This window comes from Thiorhodococcus mannitoliphagus (assembly GCF_010915725.1).
Classification (GTDB): domain Bacteria; phylum Pseudomonadota; class Gammaproteobacteria; order Chromatiales; family Chromatiaceae; genus Thiorhodococcus; species Thiorhodococcus mannitoliphagus.
Window position 1 is genome coordinate 1 of record NZ_JAAIJR010000432.1, and the last position, 590, is coordinate 590.

A 590-nucleotide genomic window follows, 5' to 3' on the forward strand; every position below is an offset into this window, starting at 1 on the left:
GGGCGCTCGCAGCAGTTGACGATGCCGCCGACCGCGCGCTTGCACTCGAGCGCCTCGCCCTTGAAGACCTGACAACTCCCCGTGGTGCAGTCGGCATCGAGCGAGACCATCTCCGCCGCGTTGAGCGCGGCGACCGCCTCGTCGAAATCATTGGAAGACTCCGGCTCGATCACCACACAGTCATCGCCCAGACAGCGGATCTCCCCGCCGCAATCCAGCTCCGAGGTGCGCTCGATGCCGGCGATCTCCTGGTCGGTGCCGCAGTCGTAGACGAGCTGATCGACGTAGCAAACGCCACTTCTCCCGGTCGCTTCCTCGGCACAGTGGCGGCTCACCTGTCGGCAGTTAGGATCGGCGTCGAGGACCGCGCAGTTGTCGAGGTCACCCGGATTCTCGGGACAGTGCGTCACACCGTCGGGATCGGTCCAGCAATCCATCTGGCCTTCGTTGAAACTGGTGCAGTCGAGGTCCACGCTGATCTGCATGCAGGCGGCGCCGATGCCGGAGAACTGCTCCCAGGGCTCGTTGCCGGTCTCGCCCAGATAGGGAGGTGTCACCAACTCGCCCCCGCACAGCTCACCGCCGGTGAC

Annotated in this window: 1 protein-coding gene; it reads right to left on the bottom strand. The window is 65.4% G+C overall.

Annotated elements, in window-relative coordinates:
• A partial coding sequence (gene traN / locus G3480_RS27295) for a conjugal transfer protein TraN (protein ID WP_338114246.1) occupies positions 1-557 on the bottom strand: 557 nt, incomplete at its 3' end.
• Between the last annotated feature and the right edge of the window lie 33 nt (positions 558-590).